Source organism: Methylibium sp. Root1272, assembly GCF_001425905.1.
Lineage (GTDB): Bacteria > Pseudomonadota > Gammaproteobacteria > Burkholderiales > Burkholderiaceae_C > Methylibium.
Genome location: NZ_LMDY01000014.1, coordinates 220,834 through 239,955, shown reverse-complemented (window position 1 = coordinate 239,955; position 19,122 = coordinate 220,834). Strand labels below are relative to the sequence as shown.

General features: G+C 68.6%; 19 protein-coding genes. 11 read left to right on the top strand and 8 right to left on the bottom strand.

Features of this window, described 5'->3' with window-relative positions:
• Positions 1-168: 168 nt before the first annotated feature.
• The 4 genes from ASC67_RS13615 to ASC67_RS13600 are packed head-to-tail and all read left to right on the top strand — an operon-like array spanning position 169 to position 5,165.
• Positions 169-1,341: an imelysin family protein gene (locus ASC67_RS13615; RefSeq protein ID WP_056321690.1), complete on the top strand. Its 1,173-nt coding sequence runs from the start codon at positions 169-171 to the stop codon at positions 1,339-1,341.
• A complete protein-coding gene (locus ASC67_RS13610) occupies positions 1,338-2,819 on the top strand; it encodes a di-heme oxidoredictase family protein (protein ID WP_056321687.1) in 1,482 nt (493 codons plus the stop codon). The genes ASC67_RS13615 and ASC67_RS13610 overlap by 4 nt, the downstream gene beginning before the upstream one ends.
• Positions 2,819-3,925: an imelysin family protein gene (locus tag ASC67_RS13605; protein WP_056321683.1), complete on the top strand. Its 1,107-nt coding sequence runs from the start codon at positions 2,819-2,821 to the stop codon at positions 3,923-3,925. The genes ASC67_RS13610 and ASC67_RS13605 overlap by 1 nt, the downstream gene beginning before the upstream one ends.
• 16 nt (positions 3,926-3,941) lie before the next feature.
• Positions 3,942-5,165, top strand: a complete 1,224-nt coding sequence (locus tag ASC67_RS13600) for a DUF1513 domain-containing protein (RefSeq protein WP_164481721.1) — start codon at positions 3,942-3,944, stop codon at positions 5,163-5,165.
• A 60-nt stretch (positions 5,166-5,225) separates the two neighbouring features.
• Here the strand turns inward: ASC67_RS13600 and ASC67_RS13595 are convergent, their stop codons facing one another.
• Positions 5,226-5,705, bottom strand: coding sequence for a VOC family protein (locus ASC67_RS13595; protein ID WP_056321674.1), 480 nt, complete (start codon positions 5,703-5,705; stop codon positions 5,226-5,228).
• Positions 5,706-5,746: 41 nt separating this feature from the next.
• Positions 5,747-6,322 (bottom strand): YceI family protein, encoded by a 576-nt coding sequence (locus ASC67_RS13590; protein ID WP_056321668.1) that lies wholly within the window; start codon positions 6,320-6,322, stop codon positions 5,747-5,749.
• A 206-nt stretch (positions 6,323-6,528) separates the two neighbouring features.
• Between ASC67_RS13590 and ASC67_RS13585 the strand changes: the two genes are divergently transcribed.
• The gene (locus tag ASC67_RS13585; RefSeq protein ID WP_056321663.1) at positions 6,529-7,185 is read left to right on the top strand and encodes a tRNA-uridine aminocarboxypropyltransferase; all 657 of its coding nucleotides are present in this window, start codon (positions 6,529-6,531) and stop codon (positions 7,183-7,185) included.
• A 172-nt stretch (positions 7,186-7,357) separates the two neighbouring features.
• Here ASC67_RS13585 and ASC67_RS20320 read toward each other — a convergent pair whose 3' ends face one another.
• From ASC67_RS20320 to ASC67_RS20645, 3 genes are read right to left on the bottom strand one after another with little or no spacing between them, the layout of a single operon-like run.
• Positions 7,358-7,843, bottom strand: coding sequence for a protein-export chaperone SecB (locus tag ASC67_RS20320; protein WP_235566327.1), 486 nt, complete (start codon positions 7,841-7,843; stop codon positions 7,358-7,360).
• A gap of 59 nt (positions 7,844-7,902) precedes the next feature.
• On the bottom strand, positions 7,903-8,391 hold the full coding sequence (locus ASC67_RS20650; protein ID WP_156466771.1) for a helix-turn-helix transcriptional regulator: 489 nt from the start codon (positions 8,389-8,391) through the stop codon (positions 7,903-7,905).
• The gene (locus tag ASC67_RS20645) at positions 8,366-8,947 is read right to left on the bottom strand and encodes a type II toxin-antitoxin system RelE/ParE family toxin (RefSeq protein WP_156466770.1); all 582 of its coding nucleotides are present in this window, start codon (positions 8,945-8,947) and stop codon (positions 8,366-8,368) included. Before ASC67_RS20645 ends, ASC67_RS20650 begins: the two co-directional genes overlap by 26 nt.
• 128 nt (positions 8,948-9,075) lie before the next feature.
• Between ASC67_RS20645 and ASC67_RS13575 the strand changes: the two genes are divergently transcribed.
• Genes ASC67_RS13575 through ASC67_RS13560 form a run of 4 tightly spaced genes read left to right on the top strand, consistent with a single transcriptional unit; the run spans position 9,076 to position 12,224 of the window.
• Positions 9,076-10,038 (top strand): CBASS oligonucleotide cyclase, encoded by a 963-nt coding sequence (locus ASC67_RS13575; RefSeq protein ID WP_056321656.1) that lies wholly within the window; start codon positions 9,076-9,078, stop codon positions 10,036-10,038.
• Between the two features lie 13 nt (positions 10,039-10,051).
• Positions 10,052-10,564 (top strand): hypothetical protein, encoded by a 513-nt coding sequence (locus ASC67_RS13570; protein ID WP_056321653.1) that lies wholly within the window; start codon positions 10,052-10,054, stop codon positions 10,562-10,564.
• Positions 10,564-11,499, top strand: a complete 936-nt coding sequence (locus tag ASC67_RS13565; RefSeq protein ID WP_056321649.1) for an ATP-binding protein — start codon at positions 10,564-10,566, stop codon at positions 11,497-11,499. Before ASC67_RS13570 ends, ASC67_RS13565 begins: the two co-directional genes overlap by 1 nt.
• Positions 11,496-12,224 carry a DUF6602 domain-containing protein gene (locus ASC67_RS13560; protein ID WP_056321645.1) on the top strand — a complete coding sequence of 243 codons (729 nt, stop codon included), beginning with the start codon at positions 11,496-11,498 and terminating at the stop codon, positions 12,222-12,224. Before ASC67_RS13565 ends, ASC67_RS13560 begins: the two co-directional genes overlap by 4 nt.
• Before the next feature lie 74 nt (positions 12,225-12,298).
• Here the strand turns inward: ASC67_RS13560 and ASC67_RS13555 are convergent, their stop codons facing one another.
• From ASC67_RS13555 to aat, 3 genes are all read right to left on the bottom strand, one after another.
• A complete protein-coding gene (locus ASC67_RS13555) occupies positions 12,299-15,199 on the bottom strand; it encodes a hypothetical protein (protein ID WP_056321639.1) in 2,901 nt (966 codons plus the stop codon).
• 91 nt (positions 15,200-15,290) lie between these two features.
• Positions 15,291-16,052: an arginyltransferase gene (locus ASC67_RS13550; protein WP_056321634.1), complete on the bottom strand. Its 762-nt coding sequence runs from the start codon at positions 16,050-16,052 to the stop codon at positions 15,291-15,293.
• Complete coding sequence (gene aat / locus ASC67_RS13545; RefSeq protein ID WP_056321630.1) at positions 16,049-16,846, bottom strand: leucyl/phenylalanyl-tRNA--protein transferase; 798 nt, start codon at positions 16,844-16,846, stop codon at positions 16,049-16,051. The genes ASC67_RS13550 and aat overlap by 4 nt, the downstream gene beginning before the upstream one ends.
• Between aat and ASC67_RS21130 the strand changes: the two genes are divergently transcribed.
• Together ASC67_RS21130 and feoB are read left to right on the top strand one after the other, a co-directional pair.
• Positions 16,845-17,222: a FeoA family protein gene (locus ASC67_RS21130; protein ID WP_255353682.1), complete on the top strand. Its 378-nt coding sequence runs from the start codon at positions 16,845-16,847 to the stop codon at positions 17,220-17,222. The two genes, aat and ASC67_RS21130, sit on opposite strands and share 2 nt — an antisense overlap.
• Positions 17,219-19,111: a ferrous iron transport protein B gene (feoB, locus tag ASC67_RS13535; protein ID WP_082536017.1), complete on the top strand. Its 1,893-nt coding sequence runs from the start codon at positions 17,219-17,221 to the stop codon at positions 19,109-19,111. The genes ASC67_RS21130 and feoB overlap by 4 nt, the downstream gene beginning before the upstream one ends.
• Positions 19,112-19,122 lie beyond the last annotated feature (11 nt).

The window sequence follows — 19,122 nt, the reverse complement described above, 5'->3', positions numbered from 1 at the left end:
CCACCACGCCGCACCGCCTGACGAGGCCGTGCGGCGTGTGTCCTTTCGGGGTTCCCAAAACCCGATGCGCGATGACCGACGCGGGCCGAGGTCTATGCCGCAAGGGCGGCGCGTGGACCCATAGAATACGAATAATTCTTATTTGTTCTATACCCGAGGACGCTTCGGATGAAACCCAGCCTGCTTCTGGTCGCCTTGCTCGCGATCGCATCGAACGGCATCGCTTCGGCGCAGACGGCGCCCGCCGCGGCCGTCGTGAGCTACGCCGACGTGGCCACCCAGTACGCCACGCTCGTGCATGCGAACTACGACGACGCGCTGCAGTCCGCGCGCACGATGCAGCAGACCATCGAGGCCTTCGTGGCCGTGCCGTCCGCCGACACGCTGACCGCCGCGCGCCGTGCGTGGCTGGCGGCGCGCGAGGTCTACGGCCAGACCGAGGCGTTCCGCTTCTACGGCGGCCCGATCGACGACGACAAGGGCCCCGAGGGCCGGATCAATGCCTGGCCGATGGACGAGTCCTACGTCGACGGCGTGCAGGGCAAGCCGTCGAGCGGCCTGATCGGCAACCGCAAGTTCGTCATCAGCAAGAAGAACCTCGCCGCGCAGAACGAGCGCGGCGGCGAGGAGAACATCGCCACCGGCTGGCATGCGATCGAGTTCCTGCTGTGGGGCCAGGACCTGTCGGAGAGCGGCCCGGGCAACCGCAGCTTCGAGGACTTCGTCGACGGCAAGTCGGGCAACGCCGACCGCCGCCGGCAGTACCTGAGCGTGGTGACGGACCTGCTGGTGGACGACCTCGCCACGCTGACGCGCGCCTGGGTGCCCGGGAGCAAGAACAACTACCGCGCGCGCTTCCAGCAGGGCGGCAAGGAATCGGTGCGCAAGATCCTGGTGGGCCTGGGCTCGCTGTCGCGCGGTGAACTGGCCGGCGAGCGGCTGGAGGTGGCGCTCAACAGCCAGGACCAGGAGGACGAGCACTCCTGTTTCTCGGACAACACCCACCGCGACGCGGTGACCAATGCCAAGGGCATCCAGAACGTCTGGCAGGGCAGCTACAAGCGCGCCGACGGCAGCGCGGTGCAGGGCGCGTCGTTGCGCGACCTGGTGGCCGCCAAGGACGCCGCGCTGGCGGACCGCACCACGCAGACCATCTCGGCCTCCTTGGCCGCGGCCGAGGCCATCCAGCCGCCGTTCGACCGCGAGATCGTCGGCGGCAAGGACGCCCCGGGCCGCCAGCGCATCCAGAAGACCATCGACAGCCTCACGCAGCAGAGCAAGGAGCTGGTTGCGGCGGCCAATGCCGTGGGCATCACCAAGCTGACGCTGGTGCAGCCGTGAGCCTGCGCGGGCGCGCGGCCGGCCGCGCCGCCACGGCGCTGCTGGGCGTGGCCGGCGTGGCGGCGGCGGTGGTCGCGGGCGTGGTGGGCGCCGCCGCGCCGTCCGACGACGACCCGTTGGGCGAGAAGACCGGCGGCGCCACCACGGTCTACGCGAACGGCCGGCAGGCGTTCTCGTTCCCGGCCGCCAACCTGGGCGACGACGAGCACACGCGCTTCGTCATCGGCAACTCCTTCTTCAAGCGCAACTGGGTCGAGGCCCCGGCGTCGACCGGCGTGCGCGACGGCCTCGGGCCGCATTTCATCGCCCGCTCCTGCGGCGGCTGCCACGTGCTCGACGGGCGCGGCGAGCCGCCTTCGCCACGCAAGCCGGGGGCGTCGGCCGTGCCGGACCCGGCGGTCGCGCTGCTGCTGCGCCTGTCGGTGCCCGGCACGCCCGAGCCCCGGCAGGGCGTGGTGCCGGAGCCGGTCTACGGCGACCAGTTCAACAACGCCGCCGTGCAGGGCGTGCAGCCCGAGGGCGAGGTCGTCATCGGCCATCGGCCGCGTCCGGGGCGCTTCGACGACGGCACGCGCTACGTGCTGCAGGAGCCGATCTACAGCTTCCGCGGCCTCGCCTACGGGCCGATGCGTGCCGACGTCCTGGTGGGCCCGCGCATCGCGCCGCAACTCATCGGCGTGGGCCTGCTCGAGGCGATTCCGGAGGCCGAGATCCTGCGCAACGCGGCCGAGCAGGCGGCCCTCGCAGGCCCGCTCGACGCCGCGATCAAGGGCGTGCCGAACCGCGTGTGGGACGCCTATGCGGAACGCGCGATGCTGGGCCGCTTCGGCTGGAAGGCCAACGTCGCGACGATCGCGCACCAGACCGCCGGCGCCTTCCACGGCGACATCGGCATCACCTCGCGCTGGTTCCGCAGCGAGACCTGCACGCCGGCCCAGGCCGACTGCGCCGCTGCGCCGCGCGGCGTGAAGGGCGAGGCGCCCGAGATCGACGACAAGACGCTCGAGGACGTGGTGTTCTACCAGGCCGTGCTCGCACCGCCGGCGCGCCGCGCGCCGCGCGATGCGCAGGTGCTGCGCGGCCAGCGGCTGTTCGCGCAGGCGCAGTGCGCGCAATGCCACCGGCCGAGCTACGTGACGGGCGCGCCGCCGTTCCCGCGGTTGAGCAGCCCGGTGCTGCAGGGCCAGCGCATCTGGCCCTACACCGACCTGCTGCTGCACGACATGGGCGAAGGCCTCGCCGACGGCCGGCCCGACTTCGGCGCCAGCGGCCGGCAGTGGAAAACACCGCCGCTGTGGGGCATCGGCCTGTTCAAGGACGTCAACAGCCACACGCGCCTGCTGCACGACGGCCGCGCGCGCGGCGTGCTGGAGGCGGTGCTGTGGCACGGCGGCGAGGCCGAGGCCAGCCGCCGGCAGGTGCTGAAGATGAGCCGCGCCGAGCGCGAGGCGCTGGTCAAGTTCGTGGAGTCGTTGTGATGCTGCCGTCGTTGTCGATCCGATCCACGTCGCGCACCGCCGCGGCGGTGCTGCTGGCCGCACTGTGGACAGCGGGGACGGCCCCGCCCGCCGCAGCGCAGAGCGACTGGGCGCGCGTGGCCGTGCCGGTCTACGGCCCCACGGCCGTGCTGCAGGGCCTGAACGCGCACTGGACCGCACCGCGGGCCGCGGCCTTCGCCGCCGAGGCGCAGGCACTGCCGGACGCCGTGGAGGCGCTGTGCCGTGGCGGGAAGGGAGGGCGCGAACTGAACGCCGCGCGCGAGCAATGGCGCCGCAGCACGCTGGCCTGGGAGCGGCTCTCGACGGTGGCCGTCGGGCCGCTGGTCGAGCGGCGCTCGCTGCGGCAGATCGATTTCGCGCCCACGCGCCCGGCATTGATTGAAAAGGCGGTGCGCGCCGCACCGGCCGACGCCGCGGCGATGGAGCGCGTCGGCACGCCGGCCAAGGGCCTGCCGGCGCTGGAGTGGCTGCTGTGGACCCGGCCGGTGGCGCCGGACACGCCGGCCTGCCGCTACGCGGTGGAGGTGGCGCGCGACATCCGCCGAGAGGCACAGGCGCTGCAGCAGGCCTTCGCCGCGCAGGCGAAGGCGGCCGCCGGCAGCGATGCCGACGGCGAGGTCGACGAGGCCGGCGTGGTCGCCGGCAGCGCCGAGTTCGTGAACCAGTGGGTCGGCGGCATCGAGCGCCTGCGCTGGGCGCAGATGGAGAAGCCGCTGCGCGCCGCCGGGGGCCGCGCGCCCGACTGGCCGCGCGCCCCCAGCGGCAGCAGCGTGGCGAGCTGGCGCGCGCAGTGGGAGGCCTTGCGCGGCCTGGGCGTGTTCGCCGGCGGCGAAGCGCCGCTCGCGGGGCAGGGCCTGGTGCCGCTGGAGACCTGGCTGCGGAGCAAGGGCCGCAACACTGAGGCCGACCGCCTGGTGGCCGCCGCCCGCCAGGTGGACGCGCGCATGCAGCGCATCGACGTGCGCCGGCCGCCCACCGTGCTGGAGGCCGCCAAGGCGCTGGCCGCGCTGAAGCGCGTGGCCGAGGCCGACGTGGCGCCGGCGCTCGAGGTGAGCCTGGGCTTCTCGGACGCCGACGGCGACTGAACGAACGATGGCCCTCATGCCGCCGCTTCGACCCGACCGCCGGCGCGCGCTGCAGGCCGCCGCCGTCACCGCGCTGGCCGGCCTGGCCGGGGCGCTGCCGCGCGGGCCCGCGCTCGCTGCCGGTGCTGCCGCACGGCCGGCCTGGGCTGCGGCCTGGGACGGCGAGGCCGGCGCCGAGATCGGCGTGGTGGTGGCGCAGGGCGCGTCGGCGCTGCGCGTGCAGGGCCGGCTGGCCGTGCCCACGCGTGCTCACGGCCTGTGGGCCGAGGCGGGTGGTGGTGGTGGCGCGACGAGCGTGCTCGCCGTGGCCCGCCGCCCCGGCGACTGGCTCGTGCGCTGGTACCCCGACGGCCGGCGGGCGCCGCAGTGGCAGTGGGCGGAGCCCGGCCGCGCCTTCAACGGCCACGTGATCGCCGATGCCGGCGGCACGCGCCTCTACACCACCGAGACCGACCTCGAGACCGGCGCTGCGTGGATCGGCGTGCGCGACGCCCGCTCGCTGGAGAAGCTGGACGAGTGGCCCACGCACGGCATCGACGCGCACGAGCTGCTGTGGGACGACGCCGATGACAACGGCACAACGGCGAGCGCCGGGCCTTCGCTGTGGGTCGCCAACGGCGGCGTCCCCACGCGCCCCGAGACCGGCCGGCAGAAGCTGAACCTCGACAGCATGGATTCTTCTCTGGTGCGGCTGGACGCGCGTAGCGGCGAGCTGCGCGGCCAATGGCGCCTGGACGACCGCCGGCTCAGCCTGCGCCACATGGCCTGGCGCGACGCGCCGGTGGCCGGCGCGCGCGCCCGGCGCGTGCTCGGCATCGCGATGCAGGCCGAGCACGACGACCCGGCCGCGAAGCAGGCCGCGCCGGTGCTGGCGCTGTTCGACGGCGAGCGGTTGCGGACCTTCGATGGCGCCCCGGCGGGCGCGTCGGATTCGGCGGGCCTCGCGGGTCTGTCGAGCCTGGCCGGCTATGGCGGCGACATCGCCGCCACCGCCGACGGCTGGGCCGTGAGCTGCCCGCGCGTGAACGGCGTGGCGCTGTACGCGCCCGACGGCCGCGCGCGCGGTGTGGCCCCGCTGCCGAACGCCTGCGCGCTGGCCGTCGTGGACGGTGTGTGCTGGGCCGCCGGCCAGACCGAGGCGATACCACTGAACGCCGCACCCGGCCGCGACCGTCGCAGGCTGGAGCCCACCGCGCTGCGCCTAGACAACCACTGGGTCGGCCTCGCGCCGACCCTCTGACTCCCTCTCCCCGCCCACGGGGAGAGGGCAGGGGTGAGGGGCCGCATACCGCGAACCCGCTCAGCCCCGCCGCGCCGCCTCGATCGCCGCAATGTCGATCTTGCCCATCGTCATCATCGCCTCGAAGGCCCGCGCAGCGGCCTGCGGATCGGGATCGGTGATCGCGTCCGTGAGCGCGCGCGGCGTGATCTGCCACGACAGGCCCCACTTGTCCTTGCACCAGCCGCACTCGCTGGCCTGGCCACCGTGGCTGATGATCGCGTTCCACAGGCGGTCGGTCTCGGCCTGATCATCGGTGGCCACCTGGAACGAGAAGGCCTCGCTGTGCTTGAACGTCGGCCCGCCGTTGAGGCCCAGGCAGGGGATGCCCAGCACGGTGAACTGGACCGTCAGCACGTCGCCCTGCTTGCCCGAGGGGTAGTCGGTCGGCGCGCGCAGGATGGGGCCGACCGCGCTGTCCGGGAAGGTGGCGGCGTAGAAGCGTGCAGCCTCCTCGGCGGTGCCGTCGTACCAGAGGCAGATGGTGTTCTTGCTGAGCATGGCGGTCTCCTGTTCGGAACGAAGTAGCGCTGTTGTCTGCATCAGGGCTGCGCGATGGCTTCGACCTGGATGCGCAGGTCGACGTTCATCTTGAAACCATAGTCCTTGCCCGCGCTCAGGCCGAAGTCTTCGCGGTTGAAGCTGCCGCCGGCGTCGGCGCCGCAGTAGTCGCGCTTGAGCATCGGGTGCTGCGTGCACTTCAGCGAGTGGACCGCCAGCGTCAGCGGGCGCGTCACGCCGTGCAGCGTCAGCTCGCCCACGAGCTGCGTCGGCACGCCGTCGACCGGCGACTGCAGCGTGCCCTTGAAGACCGCGCGAGGGTGCTTCTTCACGTCGAAGAAGTCCTTGCCGCGCGCCCAGGTGGCCAGCGCGTCCATGCCGAAGTCGATGCTGGCCAGCTCGGTCACGATCTCGACGGTGCCGGTGCCGGCGGCCTTGTCGTACAGCACCTTGCCGCTGCTCTTGTTGAGCTTGCCACGCCACACCGAGATGCCCATGTGGTCGGCCTCGAAGCTCGGGAAGGTGTGCGTCGGGTCGATCGCGTAGGCGGTGGGTGCGGCGCTGGCGGCCACGGCCGCCAGCAGCAGCGCCGTTGCGGTCAGGCAGGTTTTCTTCATGCGGCTCTCCGAGTTGTTGTTGTCGTTGATGGTGGTACGACGGTGGAAGCTACTCAATTTCGACAAACGCTCGGGTGGGGCGCTGTAACAACGCGTGCAGGGATGGATGTTCGGCGACATCGGGAGCGACAGCGAGCAACCGCGTGTCTGACAGAGGCGGTGCCGACCAGGACGCATCGCGCGCACAGGCATGCCACCATGCCCGCGTGAACGTTGTTGCTCCACCACCCACTCTCCGCCGCGCGACTTGCGCGCGCTGCCTGCGCCCGCAGGCCACCTGCCTGTGCGCGCTGGCGCGGCCGACCGCCCACCACACCGAGGTGCTGGTGCTGCAGCACCCGCAGGAACAGCGCCAGGCGAAGAACAGCGTGGCGCTGCTGCGCCTGTCTCTGGCGCACTGCGAGGTGGTCGTCGGCGAGCGCTTCGCGCCTGCGGCGCTGCAGGCCCTGCTGCACCGCCCCGGACGGGAGACGCGGCTGCTCTACCCGGACGTGCCTGCCGCGCCCGCGCCGCCGGCCCCGGCAACGACGGCGGGCGCGCCGCTGCGGCTGGTGGTCATCGACGCGACGTGGCGCAAGAGCCTGCGGATGCTTCTGGAGCATCCGGCCCTGGCTGCGCTGCCGCGGCTGTCTCTGGAGGCACCGGCGCCCACGCAGTACCGCGCCATCCGCGCGGCGCGGCGGGCCGACCAGGTCTCGACGCTGGAAGCCACCGTGCAGGCGCTGGCGATGCTGGAGGGCCCGTCCTTCGACGCCGCGCCGCTGCTCGATGCCTTCGGCCGCTTCGTCGATGGTGTGGCGGCTCGGCAGCGGCCTCTGGCTTCCGCGGGCCAAGCGGCACGAATGGCAGCTTCAGACTGCTGAGCGCTGCAAGTGACGCCCAACCGGTCACCGACGCACTGAATCCACATCGGGCACTTCCTCCCCAATGCGCTTGTTGGGAATGGTCTCGCCGCGATAACCAACGACGTCCTGACGAAGCCCAAAGGTCTTCTGTCTAGGTGGAGCAAGGCTGATCTCTGGCGGTTACCCGACGCTACTGCGGCTTTTCTTTCTTTGGCGCCCGTTCGCTATGAGAGGCTGCCTTCCGTGGTTCAAGTTCTACCGAGCCTTCGGCCTGCGCCTTTTCCTCCATCTCCCGGCCAAACTCGCTGAACTCAACTGTTGGAAGCATCACTGGGCCACCTACACTTCGGAAGGTCAGACCGAGCAGCATCTCGCGCGCGATCCCATAAAGCATCGAAGCTCCGTTCACAGCAACCAAAGGTTTGCGACGCTCCACAGGAAGATCCTTGCCGTCGAATATCCCGATGAGTTGAATCTCGAGCCGATAAGGAAAGTTGGTCTGACCCTCTTCCGGCCCCGCGTTCAGCGTTAGCGTGACCGAATAGTGATCTTCTCCATCTGGGACAGAAACGGGCCCGAATTCGATGGAAGATGAGAAGTCTGCCTTCTCGAAGTCGGCATAAGAGCCGAGAGCAACCGATTCCGCTTCCACCACTGGCTCCAAGTGCAGCTTCATTAGGTTGTAGTGTTCCAGCCGTAGCCTGCTCAATTGCATGGTGAGCTCTTCAGAGTCAGCTAGGCGGCGGCCAGCCGCAGATCGTCCGAGTTCCGATCCGCAGCCAGCGATTCGTCCTGTTCACAAACTAGCTTGTGGCGTTCCGCTTCGCCGACCGAATTCCGCCTCGAACGAACCAGTTCGAGCACGGTAGCTCGGTTGATAGGCGAGCGTTGCCAGGGTTGAGACGCTTCCGTTTGATCAACGGGTCGGAACAGCACATCAAAATCCCACCCGACTGCGTCGCAAATTCTCCCTACGGTATCGAGGGTGAGGTTCACCTCGCCGGAAAGCTGCCGGCTGAGTTGAGCGAGCTTCATTCCTGCCGCACTGGAGACCGCGGTCCTTGTCTTATCACTCTGAGCAATCATTAGCGCAAGATTTGCAGCGACAGCTGCCTTCCGCCTACGGGCTCTGTAGGCAGGATCCACAAAAAGCTCTTTGAGCGCAGCGGCGTAGCCCTTCCCAGCCTTCACCTTGCGCTCAGTGGGCCAGTTTGACGAATCCATCGCGACCTCCTTGTTCAGTAATCAATTTGGCCTGTCCAGCGTCCACCGCTGCCAGGTACGTTTCCAGAGTCTTTCGAGCTCGTTCGATTTCACTTCGCGGAGTCTTCTTGCGTCCGCCGGGCTTGACGAACATGTGGGTTAGCAACAGCGTCCTTCTTCCGCTCCCATATGACCACAGTACCCGGACCAGGGTTCGCTGCTTTTCGAACTGAAAGACCTTCCATCGCTCGACCTTTCCAGTCGTCCGTGTTACGACGACATCGCCGACCTCATGGAGGTGCTTGTCGTCGAAGACCTGGTCCCATGCGAGGCCCATCGGTGCTCTGCGCAGCACATCCTGAAGCAGCAGATGAAAGTGTTGGAAATGGTCCGTTCCGGCAAGTTCGCCTACCTCTCGCAACAGCGGGCATACCTCCACCAGCACCTCGAGGGTGTCCGCGCCTTCGGGCAAGTCACCATCACAAAGCGTGAGGAGGCGCCAGCCGCCGCCCCCAATTGGGGCGGTGATCCGGAACGTCTCCGCGAACAGTCCCTCATGCACCTCCACGAGAATCATGGGCAGTTAGCTTAACTTATAAGTTAATATTGTGTATCATAGGGTCTTCACGGAGAGCGTGCGCTTTCTCACGGCTTCGCCGCCGCCAGCCCAGCGTCAACATCGATGTCAAACACGGGAAGGATTCGATGAGTCGAGAACATGTCAATCACACCGAGATCGCCCGTTTCGCCCAGGACAGGGTCAACCTGCCCAAGGTCAAGGCGGATGAATTCCGTGCGCAGGCCAAGCGACTCCGCGATCGCCTGGAAACCTACTTGGGCGAGCACCCCGATTTCACCCTGAAGAAGATGCTTCTCGCTGGCAGCCTGGCCAAGGGTACCGCCCTGCGGTCCCTCAACGATATAGACGTAGCCTGCTACATCAGCGGCGCAGCCGCCCCGCACGAGGTCTCTGCTCTGCTGGAATATCTGGCTGAGAGGCTCCGCAAGGCGTTTCCGAATTTTTCGCCAGATCAGGTCAAACCGCAGACCTATAGCGTCACCGTCTCGTTCCGGGGCACCGGCCTAGATGTCGATGTCGTACCGATCCTCTACGACGGTGACCCCAATTGGTTCGGGAACCTCGTTAGCCAGGACGACGGCTCGTTCCTCAAGACCAACATCTCGCAGCACCTGGAGTTCATCCGCAAGCGAAAGCGCGCGCAGCCCGACCATTTTTCTCAGGTAGTCCGGCTGGTGAAGTTTTGGGCCGCACGCCTGAAGGCCGACGAGGCCTTCAGGTTCAAGTCGTTCATGATCGAACTGATCCTCGCCAAACTCGCCGATCAGGGGCAGTCTTTCGCGGACTACCCGGAGTCGCTGCAGCACTTCTTCACCTACCTGGCGCGCACCGACCTGCGGGAGAGGATTTTCTTCACCGACAACTACCCGGCTTCGTCGGTCAGCAACTTCAGTCAGCGCGTGCAGATCATCGATCCGGTGAATGCCGTGAACAACGTCAGCAGTCTCTACACAGACGCAAACGCCTCGGCGATTTATGAGGCCGCAATCGACGCCGGGGATGCCATCGACGCGGCGCTCTCGGCGCCGACCAAACAGGAGACCGTTTACTACTGGCAGAAGGTCTTCGGCCCGTCTTTCCAAGGATAAGAGAGAAAGCACGATGTCTAGTTTCACGATCACCGAATCGACGACTATCACCGTCACGCATGCTCGTCATATGGCGGCGAAGGTCACGGCCGACCTCAAGCGCATGCAGCGCTTCTACGGCCGTCCCGACGATAGCGATATCGTCAGCTACGAGACCGAGGTCACGGAGCTGTTGAGGGCCGGATTTCTCGGCACGCTGACGATTGGGTTCCTGCGCAACGGCCAGTGGATCGAGCCGACCCTGCGCTACACAGCCCGCGACCTCGCCGGCATGGCCGCCAATGACGACGACCCTGGGCGCGTTTTGCCGGCCCGCGATATTTCGGGAGCGACCTTCCACAACTATCTGACCTACTCGGCGGCATGGGACGCGCTGTCCGAGGGCGAAAAGGATGCATTCAAGCGCCGGATGCCGTACTACCGCACAGGCATGGCGCAGCCGACCGTGAACGGCTATCTGGTCGATGACAAAACCTACTCGGCCGGCGGTCGTGCCCTCGGCCGTGCCAGCGTGAGGGCCTACTGATGCAGACGAAACCCGCACTTGACGAGTTGTTCGAGCGTCGCCTGACGTTCCCGGATTTCGAGCCGCAGGAGCGACTTGCACGATTGGTCGGCCTTGACGATCACAAAGAGCGGCTGAGCAAGATCCTCGGCCTGCTGGTGAATCCCGCCGGCCTCGAAGCCTGGGCGCAGAAGCATCATCCTGACGCGAAGGGTCTCCTGAAGCACGTGCTGCGTCGTCCGCCGCTCGTCGTGCTGGCGGGTGACGTGGGCTCAGGAAAAACCGAGCTTGCCGAGACGATCGGCGATGCCGTCGCCCGGCAAGAGAAGATCGAGATCACGCTGTTTCCGCTGAGCTTGTCGAGTCGTGGCCAGGGACGTGTCGGGGAAATGACGCAGCTCTTGTCGTCGGCTTTTGACTACACGGTCGAGGCAGCGACAAAGCTCAAGGGGACTACGGCCCGCGCGCGAGGGGCCGTCATCCTCCTCGTCGATGAAGCCGACGCGCTCGCCCAGTCACGCGAATCGGCGCAGATGCATCACGAAGACCGTGCGGGCGTGAACGCTTTCATTCGCGGCATCGACCGCCTTGCAAACGGACAGCTTCCAGCGGCCGTAATCATGTGCACCAACCGCTTGAACGCACTCGACCCAGCCGTCAAGCGACGAGCTGCCGAGATCCTCGCGTTCGAGCGGCCGAATGACGAACAGCGTCGTGTGGTCCTTAATGGTGCACTTCATGCGCTCGGACTCAGCACGAAGCAGATTGATGAACTCGTTGCGGCGACCGGAAAGGGGAAGCGCCACTACGGCTTCACGTTCTCCGATTTGACGCAGCGCCTACTGCCCGCAATCGTTCTTGATGCGTACCCGTCAAGAAGCGTAACGGCTGCTCGCGCGCTCGAGATCGCTGTGCAAGTGCAGCCGACGCCGCCGTTCGAGGAGAAGAAGCTATGAGCGTATGGTCCCTGCCGGTGCTCCTGGCAAGTCTGCATGACGACATCCAGCATCGCCTGCAAACCACCAGGAAGTCCTTCGGGCATCCTGACGCGAAAGGGGATGCGAGCGAAGCGGTCTGGCTGGAACTGCTGAAGACCTACTTGCCTAAGCGATACCGTGCCGACAAGGCATACGTGGTGGACAGCAAGGGGGCCTTCAGCGACCAGATCGATGTCGTGGTCTACGACCGGCAGTATTCACCCTTCATCTTTCACTACCAGGGCGAGACGATTGTGCCGGCCGAAAGCGTCTACGCGATCTTCGAAGCCAAGCAGACGATCAACGCCAACTATGTGTCGTATGCGCGCAAAAAGGTTGCCTCGGTGCGAAGGCTGCATCGCACGAGCCTACCGATTCCGCATGCAGGAGGCACGTATCCGCCAAAGCCGTTGATTCCGATCCTCGGTGGAATCTTGACCTTCGAGAGCGACTGGACGCCGTGCTGCGGCGATCCGCTCTGGAAAGCCCTCGAAGATGGTGGAGCGGATGAAGACAGGCTCAATCTCGGCTGCGTGGCCGCTCACGGACACTTTGTGTGGGACGCGACGCAGGCCAAGTACGAATTCACCAAGGAAGGCAAGCCTGCGACGGCGTTTCTATTTAAGTTGATATCGATGCTCCAATTCAGCGGTACTGTGCCGATGATCGATGTCAACGCCTACGGAGACTGGCTAACTAAGTAGCGCCTCAGCCCAGTCAGAGCACTTTTCAATCGCTCTCCCCAGCAAATTTCAACCCCCGTCCAGCCCCTTCAGACCTAGAACCCCCGCAAGTCCTCCACCGGCAGCAGCAGCGGCCCGCCGAGGATGCGCTCGATGGTCGTGCCGATCACCGTGATGTCGTTGTCGAAGCTGCCGTGGCCCGCTCGGATGCGCGTGTCGGGCTTCGCGGTGAGGATCTTGTCGTCCTTCACGAGCGTCAGGCGCTCGGGTTCCTTCAGGCCGGCGTCGGCCGCGGCGTCGCGCCAGTTCTTCAGCGTCTCGCCCACGCTGGAGGTGCCGTCCCAGCCGGCGTAGCTCGCGTCGAACACGTGACTCAGGCCCAGAATGGGCGTGCGCAGGTCGACCTCGAGCGCGTTGGACACGAAGTACAGCAGAGACTTGCGGTAGATCGCCCCCACGTTGTCGTCGCGCTCCACGTCGTCGGACAGCACGTGCAGGTACAGCCGCTTCATCAGCTCCACGTGCGGCGTGTAGTGGCGGTTGGCGAACTGCACCGTGCAGGCCGGCGCGTAGAGGTGGATGGAGGCTACGCTGTTCGCGAGCCGGCGCGCCGCCATCGCGGTCAGCAGGTGGCCCAGGATGATGGAGCCGGCCGAGTGGCCCATGAAGTGCAGTTCCAGGTCCGGGCCCCAGGTGTCGGCGAGCTTCTGCAGGGCGGTGATCAGCAGGTCGCCGCCGCGGCCCGAGCCGAAGGTCAGCTCGGCGTTCTCCTTCATCTCGCTCCAGATCGGGCGCGCCAGCGGGCGGCCGATGGTCTTCTCGATCAGCAGGTCGGTGCGCTCAGAGATCATCTCGCCGAGGCCGGCGCCGGCCAGCGTGGGCTGCTTGCGGAAGGCGTCGGAGACGATGTTGCCTATCGACTCCAGCATGCCGGTCTTCCACACCAGGAACAGCGGGTAGCAGTCGTTGCCGATCAGGTAGCGGCCCAGCGCCCGCGCGCGCTTGATGGCGTCGGCCTCGCTGTTGAGGCCGCCGTGCGCATAGATCACGAGCCGCTTCTTCTTGCTGCCCTGGGCCTGGGTGCGGAACCACTGGTCGGGCAGGCCGGCCACCTGGTGCAGCAGGCTGCGGTTGGGCTCGTCCTCGGTCAGGTAGCGGCCGATGCGGCCGTCGTTGCCGAACACCACGCTGTGTCGGTAGGCCTGGTCCTCGCTCCACCAGTTGCGGGTGTCGGCGCCGCCGCCGGCGAGCGAGGCGGTGCCGCCTATGGCACTGCCCACGCGGCCCACCACCACGCCCGGCACGCCGATGGCCACGGCCCACGCGTCCATCGCGTTCGCGAGCCAGTCGCCGTAGCTCAGCATCGCAAAGCCGCCGAGCCCGAACTCGGCGCCCCAGGAGTTCTGCACGATGAAGCCGCGGCTGTTGAAGCCCACCAGCGCGAAGGCATGGCCGTCGCGCTTGGAGGGCCGGCCGTCCCAGGGAATGAGCGGCAGGGCGGCGTGGTCCTCGGGCGGCTTGCGCCGGCTCGGCACGTCGTCCCAGCCGCCGTGCGTGAAGGCCGAGACGTAGACCGCGCCCACCTCCTGAATAGCGGCCTGCAGGTCGGTGATGGAGCCCAGGTCGATGCGCAGGTAGACGCCCAGCGTCGTCTGCGCCGCGCGCTGCGCATAGCCGTAGCGCGGCTTCGCGCCGTCCTGCTCGGAGTCCCAGTCGTCCTCGAGGCACACGCCGTGGTTGAACCAGCCCTTCAGCGCGCCGCGGCAGCTGGAGCCGTCGTAGTCTTCGCCGGCGTATTCGTCGTAGCGGCGCGCGAAGTTGTAGAACATCGCGGCGCTCACGCTCTCCAGCTTGGGCGGGATGCCGGCCTTGCGCCAGCGCAGGTAGTTCACCACGCAGGCCAGGCCGAAGCCGGTGCAGGCACCCTGCTGGCCCTGGTCGAGAATGAGCCCGGCCTGGCTGTAGCGCGGCAGGTAGCGCTTGATGTCGGCTGCGGGCGGAAACTCCTCGAGCAGGCTCACCGGCGGCGGCACGTAGGGGCGGTCGCGCAGGTCGGTCGGGTCCTTGCGCACGGTCAGCGAGCGGCGGCGGCCCGCGGGGGCGGGCGCGGCCCCGGCGGCCATCGGCGCGGCCTTCTTGCTCTTGGGGGGCTGGGCCCGGGCAGCGGCCCTTGCCACGTGCTCGGGCAGCGCGGTCTGCGCCAGCTCGAACACCGAGCTGAAGCGGTCGAGCCCGTGGCTGCCGCCATTGACGAGCCGGCGCGCGGCGGCGAGGTCGTCGCGGGCCAGCGCGGGGCGCATGGCCTTGGCCTGGTGCGCCAGAAAGGCGGCCAGCAGCAGCGCTGCGACCTCGGGCGCGTTGGCCAGGTCGGGCTGGGCCGCGAGGTCCATGCCCAGCAGCTTGCCGTAGGCCGTGTAGTTGGCGCGCCCGGTGAGCTGCACGAAGCCGCGGCCCTTGAAGAGCGCGCCGTCGCCGGCCCCCGTGTTGCCCAGCATCTTGCCGATGCGGGTGCCGGTTTCGTAGGCCGCGAAGGGCGTGCCGCCCGGCGGCGTGTTGAAGCGCGACGGCAGCTCGGCGATCGGCACGAAGCCCTCGCTCTCGGCACGGATGGTGCCGAGTGCGGCGCAGACCATGGGCCGGTCGCGCAGCCCGGTCGCGTCGAGCGCGGCCACCACATAGGGCAGGTAGCGCGCCACGTTGGCCGGCTTGGTGGCCGGGAACAGCAGGCGCACGGACTCGAAACTTGCCGCCACCTGCAGCGCCGGCGTCGCCCGCAAACCCAGCAGGCTCTGGCACAGCGGGCCGATCACGCCATCGGCGATCAGGCCCACGCCGGATTGCCAGCGGCGGATCGCGGCCTCGCAGGCGGCATCGAGCACGTCGCCCTTGGCGAGGCCGGGAAAGTCGGCCGCGTCGCCGCCGAGTTGCCGGGCCAGTTCGGCGCGCAGCCGCGCGACGTCGGCGCCCTGGCTGCCGCGCATCAACAGGTTCTTCATGGTCCCCTCCGTCGTGCCGGTTCGGCACGCGGCGGGCAGTGTGGGCCGCGGTGCGGTGCGGCACCACCCCTAGCGCGGCGCGCGCGACGTGTCAGCGGGGGGTGGTCGGCGCGGCGGCGGAACCGGCGGTCCACTGGCCGTCGATCAGCATCTCGTTCGGCCTGAACTGCGCCTTGTAGGACATCTTCGGGCTCTCGCCGATCCAGTAGCCCAGGTACACGTGCGGCAGCCTGAGCTGGCGCGTCTGCTCGATCTGCCACAGCACGTTGTAGGTGCCGTAGCTGGTGTCGGGCTCGGGTTCGTAGAAGGTGTACACGGCGCTCAGGCCGTCGTTCAGGATGTCGAGGATCGACACCATCTTCAGCGCGCCGAGCTGGCCTTCGGGCGCCGGCTCGCGGAACTCCACGAGGCGAGAGTTGACGCGGCTCTGCAGCAGGAACTGGGTGTACTGGTCGATCGAGTCGTGGTCCATGCCGCCACCGGCATGGCGCCCGGCCTGGTAGCGCAGGTAGAGCTGGTAGTGCTCGGGCACGAAGCACAGCCGCAGCACGCGCGACTGCAGGCCCTGGTGCGCCTTCCAGGCGCGGCGCTGGCTGCGCGTGGGCTGGAAGCCGGCCACCGGCACGCGCAGGGGCACGCAGGCGCGGCAACCGTCGCAATAGGGCCGGTAGGTGAACATGCCGCTGCGCCGGAAGCCGTTGGCCACCAGGCCCGAGTAGGTGTCGGCGTGGATCAGGTGGCTGGGCGTGGCGACCTGCGAGCGTGCCGACCGGCCCGCGAGGTAGCTGCAGGGGTAGGGCGCCGTCGCATAGAACTGCAGCGACGCGAGCGGAAGTTCTTTCGGATGGGTCACGGTGCGGCCGGGCGGGGCGAAGTCTCGGTCACGCTGGACGATGCAGGAACCGGGCCGGTCTCGAGCCCGAGTTGTGTCCAGTGCGATTCATCATAGGTCCAATCTTCCGGCGGCTGCTGAGCGACCGTGCGCGCCAGGTGCCCCTCGAACGTGGGGCGATCGATCTCGCGTGCGCCCAGCGAGCCGAGGTGCGCGGTGCGCTGCTGGCAATCGATCAGCGCGATGCCGTGCGCGCGGCAGAACGCCACCAGCGCGGCCAGCGCGATCTTCGACGCATCGGTGGCGTGCGAGAACATCGACTCGCCGAAGAACATGCGCCCCAGGTTCACGCCGTACAGGCCGCCGACCAGCCGGCCGTCGACCCAGGTCTCGAAGGAGTGCACGGCGCCGAGCCGGTGCCACTCGCCGTAGGCCGCCTGCAGCTCGGGCTGGATCCAGGTGCCGTCCTGGCCGTCGCGCGGGGTCGTCGCGCAGGCGTGGATCACGGCGGGGAAGTCGTGGTCGATGCGCACCTGGCACTGGGGGGCGGCGATGAAGCGGCGCAACGTCTTGCGCAGCGAGTGCGACAGCTTGAACTCGGCCACCGGCAGCACCATGCGCGGATCGGGGCTCCACCACAGCACCGGCTGGCCTTGGCTGTACCAGGGGAAGATGCCACGCGCGTAGGCCTCGGCCAGCCGCCGCGGCGACAGGTCTTCGCCGGCCGCCACCAGGCCGGGCGCCTCGCTGCCGGCCGGCAGCGCGTGGCGCGTGTCCGGCAAGGGGTCATCGGGACTGGCGAGCCAGGTCAGCATGGGTCCATTGTCGGTATCCGTGCGGCGACCGCGTGCCGGGCCCGACGAAGCCCCGCATGGCCGGTTTGTAAGATGCGACCAATTATCATTTGCATGTCGCCTGACACCGGAGCGTTCCCTGATCCTCAATGACCTGAAACCCGGCCAGCACGCCACGGTGTCGGCCCTGCGGCTGGCCGGCGCGGCGGTCGACGCGGCCGTGCTGCAGCGCCTGGGCGAACTCGGTTTCCTCCCCGGCGAGCCGGTGCGGCTGTTGCGGCGCGGGCCCGGAGGCCGCGAGCCGCTGGCGGTGCAGATCGGCGACACGCTGTTCGCGCTGCGTCTGGCCGAGGCCGCCTGCATCGAGGTGACGCCGATCGGGGAGGTGCGGTCGTGAGCGGGGCGGCGACGGCCGAGGCCCGGCTGCTGCAGGTGGCGCTGGTCGGCAACCCGAACTGCGGCAAGACGGCGCTGTTCAACCTGCTGACCGGGGCGCGCCAGAAGGTCGCCAACTACGCCGGCGTCACGGTCGAACGCAAGGTCGGCCTCGTGCCGCTGGCCGACGGCCGCAGCGTGGCGGTGTTCGACCTGCCCGGCACCTACAGCCTCACGCCGCTGACGCCCGACGAGGAGGTGACGCGCGACGTGGTGTTCGGCCGGCGCGCCGGCGAGTCGGCGCCGGACGCCATCGTCGCCGTGGTCGACGCGACCAACCTGCGCATGAACCTGCGGCTGGTGCTGGAACTGAAGGCGCTGGGCCGGCCGATGATCGTGTCGCTGAACATGGCCGACGTGGCGCGTTCGCGCGGCCTGCAGATCGACGTGGTGCGGCTGGCTGCCGAACTGGGCCTGCCGGTGGTCGAGACGGTGGCGGTGCGGCACAACGGGCATGCGGCGCTGCTGGCCGAGATCGAACGGCAGGCGCTGCAGTTCGGCACGGCCGCATCTCCGGCGGAGCTGCGGCCGACCGTGGCCACGGCGGCGCCGGGGACCGCCGAGCTGCAGCGCGAGGTGCGCCGCATCCTGGCGGTGGCGGCGCCCGGGGCCTTGCATTTCGAGCGCTTCGACCACCGCATCGACGCCGTGGTGATGCACCCGGTGTGGGGCCTGGTGCTGTTGGCCACGCTGCTGTTCCTGATCTTCCAGGCGGTGTTCTCGTGGGCCAACCTGCCCATGGATGCCATCAAGGACGGCATGGCCTGGCTCGCCGAGCAGACCACCGCCCGCATGGCCCAGGGGCCGCTGCGCAGCCTGCTGGTCGACGGCGTGATCGCCGGCGTGGGCGGCGTGCTGGTGTTCCTGCCGCAGATCCTGATCCTGTTCTTCTTCATCCTGCTGCTCGAGGATTCGGGCTACCTGCCGCGCGCCGCCTTCCTGCTGGACACGGTGATGGGCAAGGTGGGACTGTCGGGCCGCGCCTTCATCCCGCTGCTGTCGAGCTTCGCGTGCGCCATTCCCGGCATCATGGCCACGCGCACCATCGCGAACTGGCGCGACCGGCTCGCGACCATCATGGTCGCGCCCTTGATGACGTGTTCGGCGCGCCTGCCGGTCTACGCGCTGCTGATCGGCGCCTTCATCCCGGCGCGTGACATCGGGCCGTTCAACGGCCAGGGGCTCACGCTGTTCGCGCTCTACGCCGCGGGGGTGCTGTCGTCGATGGCCGTGGCCTGGCTGCTCAAGCGCTTCTGGATGAAGAGCAGCTACCAGCCGCTGATGCTGGAGCTGCCGCCGTACCGCCTGCCCAGCCTGCGCAACCTGGGCTACGGCCTGTGGGAGCGGGCGCGCATCTTCGTGCGCCGGGTCGGCGGCATCATCTTCGCGCTGACCGTGCTGCTGTGGTTCCTGTCGAGCTACCCGGCGCCGCCCGACGGCGCCACCGGGCCGGCGATCCAGTACAGCGCGGCGGGCTGGCTCGGGCAGGCGCTGGAGAAGGTGTTCGCGCCGATCGGCTTCAACTGGCAGATCTCGATCGCGTTGGTGCCGGGCCTCGCCGCGCGCGAGGTGGTGGTCGGCGCGCTGGGCACGGTCTACGCGCTGTCGGGCAGCGAGGACGCGGTGGCCGACACGCTGATGCCGGTGATCGCCAGCCAGTGGTCGGTGGCGACGGCCTATGCGCTGCTGGCGTGGTTCGTGTTCGCGCCGCAGTGCCTGTCGACCCTGGCCGTGGTGCGGCGCGAGACCAATTCCTGGCGCTACCCCGTGCTGATGGCCGGCTACCTGTTCGCGCTGGCGTACGTGGCGGCCTTCGTGACCTACCGCGTGGCGCTCGCGCTGGCGGCCTGAAGAGCGAACGA